At 64.3% G+C, this 2,452-nt stretch carries 2 protein-coding genes; both read left to right on the forward strand.

The genetic code is table 11. From position 1 onward, the window contains the following. The first annotated feature begins 64 nt into the window (after positions 1–64). Positions 65–1,219, forward strand: coding sequence for an ABC transporter substrate-binding protein (locus EOA27_RS31895; RefSeq protein WP_127258174.1), 1,155 nt, complete (start codon positions 65–67; stop codon positions 1,217–1,219). Positions 1,220–1,396: 177 nt separating this feature from the next. Further along, positions 1,397–2,395 (forward strand): ABC transporter ATP-binding protein, encoded by a 999-nt coding sequence (locus tag EOA27_RS31900; RefSeq protein WP_126079710.1) that lies wholly within the window; start codon positions 1,397–1,399, stop codon positions 2,393–2,395. Positions 2,396–2,452: the final 57 nt, after the last annotated feature.

A 2,452-nucleotide genomic window follows, 5' to 3' on the forward strand; every position in this document is an offset into this window, starting at 1 on the left:
GCGCATGGTCCTTTCCGAAAGCCGAACTGGTTTCGGGGTCATGCGCCAAAATGGGAGATCGATGATGAATGCATTCCTGAAGTCGTGCACGGCGCTGACTGTCGCGCTGACTTTTTCCGCTCAGGCCATGGCCCAGGTCAAGGAACTCGGCAAGGGCGAGGGCGAGCTAAACATCGTTGCCTGGCCGGGCTATATCGAGCGCGGCGAGACCGACAAGGGTTATGACTGGGTGACGGCTTTCGAGAAGGAAAGCGGCTGCAAGGTTAACGTCAAGACCGCCAACACCTCCGACGAGATGGTCTCGCTGATGAACGAGGGCGGCTTCGATCTGGTCACCGCTTCGGGCGATGCCTCGCTGCGCCTCGTGGCCGGCAAGCGCGTGCAGCCGATCAACACCGATCTGATCCCGAGTTGGAAGACCGTCGACGACCGCCTGAAGGACGCGCCCTGGTTCACCGTCGACAAGGTGCATTACGGCGTTCCCTACCAGTGGGGCCCGAACATCCTGATGTACAACACCGATGTCTTCAAGGAAGCGCCCAAGAGCTGGAACGTCGTCTTCGAGGAAATGAAGCTGCCCGACGGCAAGTCGAACAAGGGCCGCGTCCAGGCCTATGACGGCCCGATCCACATCGCGGACGCCGCCAACTATCTGAAGTTCCACAAGCCTGAGCTCGGCATCAAGGATCCATACGAGCTGAACGAAGACCAGTACAAGGCGGCGCTCGACCTGTTGCGCACGCAGCGCACGCTGGTCGGCCGCTATTGGCACGATGCCGCGATCCAGGTCGACGACTTCCAGAACGAAGGCGTGGTCGCTTCCGGCTCCTGGCCCTATCAGGTCAACACGCTGGTCGCCGCCAAGAAACCGGTCGCCTCGACCGTGCCGGAGGAAGGCGTCACCGGCTGGGCCGACACCACCATGATGGAAGCCGACGCCGCCCATCCGAACTGCGCCTATATGTGGCTCGAGCATTCCCTGTCGCCCAAGGTCCAGGGCGACGTCTCGGCCTGGTTCGGCTCGCTGCCGGTCGTGCCCGCCGCCTGCAAGGGCAATGAGCTTTTGACCGACGAAGGCTGCAAGACCAACGGCTACGACAATTTCGACAAGATCAAGTTCTGGAAGACGCCGGTTTCGAAATGCGCCAGCCAGAACGACCAGTGCGTGCCCTATTACCGCTGGGTGTCGGACTATATCGGCGTCATCGGCGGACGGTAACGCTCTTTACCCTCCCCTTGTGGGGCGGGTCGACGCTTGAGCGTCAGGGTGGGGCTGTCTGATGGTTCGCGCTGTCACCCCCACCCGCGGCTTCGCCGCGACCTCCCCCATCGAAGGGGGAGGTAGAGCGCCGCGCGAACTCGCCTTCGTTCAACCGGAACTGAACTGACGGGGCCCATGACCTCTGCCGTTTCCTTCAAACAAGTCTCACGCCATTTCGGCAGCGTGCGCGCGGTCGATGCGGTCGATCTGGAGATCGCGCCGGGCGAGTTTTTCGCCATGCTCGGGCCGTCCGGTTCCGGCAAGACGACGTGTCTACGGCTGATCGCCGGTTTCGAGCAGCCGACGGCTGGCTCGATCTCCATCTTCGGCGAGCGCGCCGAAGGCGTTCCGCCCTATCGTCGCAACGTCAACACCGTCTTCCAGGACTATGCGCTGTTCCCGCATCTCAACGTGCTCGACAACGTCGCCTACGGCCTGATGGTCAAGGGCGTCGGCAAGGCCGAGCGGCTGAAGGCTGCGGAGGAAGCGCTGTCGCTGGTGCGCCTGCCGGGCTATGGCGCGCGCCGCCCAGGCCAGCTTTCCGGCGGCCAGCGCCAGCGCGTCGCGCTCGCCCGGGCGCTGGTCAACCAGCCCAAGGTGCTGTTGCTCGACGAGCCGCTCGGCGCGCTCGACCTCAAGCTGCGCGAGAACATGCAGGAGGAATTGAAGTCGCTGCAGAAGGCGCTCGGCATCACCTTCGTCTTCGTCACCCACGACCAGGGCGAAGCGCTGTCCATGGCCGACCGCGTCGCCGTCTTCAACGACGGCAGGATCATGCAGGTCGGCACGCCGGAAGATATCTATCAGCGGCCGAACACGCGCTTCGTCGCCGATTTCGTCGGCTCGTCCAACGTGCTGCCGCCGGATTTCGTTCAGCGCTATTCCGGCCAGCATCGCTGGGGCAGCCTGCGCCCGGAATCCATCCGCGTTTCAAGCGCGACCAGTGGCGACGGCGTCGCCGCGCGCCTGGTCGGCACCAACTATCTCGGCGCCACGACAAGGCTGGCGCTCGATGCCGAGGGGTTGAGGCTGCACGCGGTGGTGCCGGCGGGAACGGCGCTGCCGGCCGAAGGCGAGGCGGTGACGCTCACCTTCAACCGCGATAGCCTGCATCTGATGGATGAGCCGGCGTGATGAAGGCTTGTGCGAGGCCCCCCTGAGGGGGAGATGTCCGGCAGGACAGAGAGGGGG

The sequence above is a fragment of the Mesorhizobium sp. M2A.F.Ca.ET.037.01.1.1 genome (assembly GCF_003998075.1).
Classification (GTDB): Bacteria; Pseudomonadota; Alphaproteobacteria; order Rhizobiales; family Rhizobiaceae; genus Mesorhizobium.

What these genes read in the sequence shown, in the direction of transcription:
- EOA27_RS31895 (WP_127258174.1), top strand. Translation starts at nt 65, where the DNA reads ATGAATGCATTCCTGAAGTCGTGCACGGCGCTGACTGTCGCGCTGACT.
- EOA27_RS31900 (WP_126079710.1), top strand. Translation starts at nt 1,397, where the DNA reads ATGACCTCTGCCGTTTCCTTCAAACAAGTCTCACGCCATTTCGGCAGC.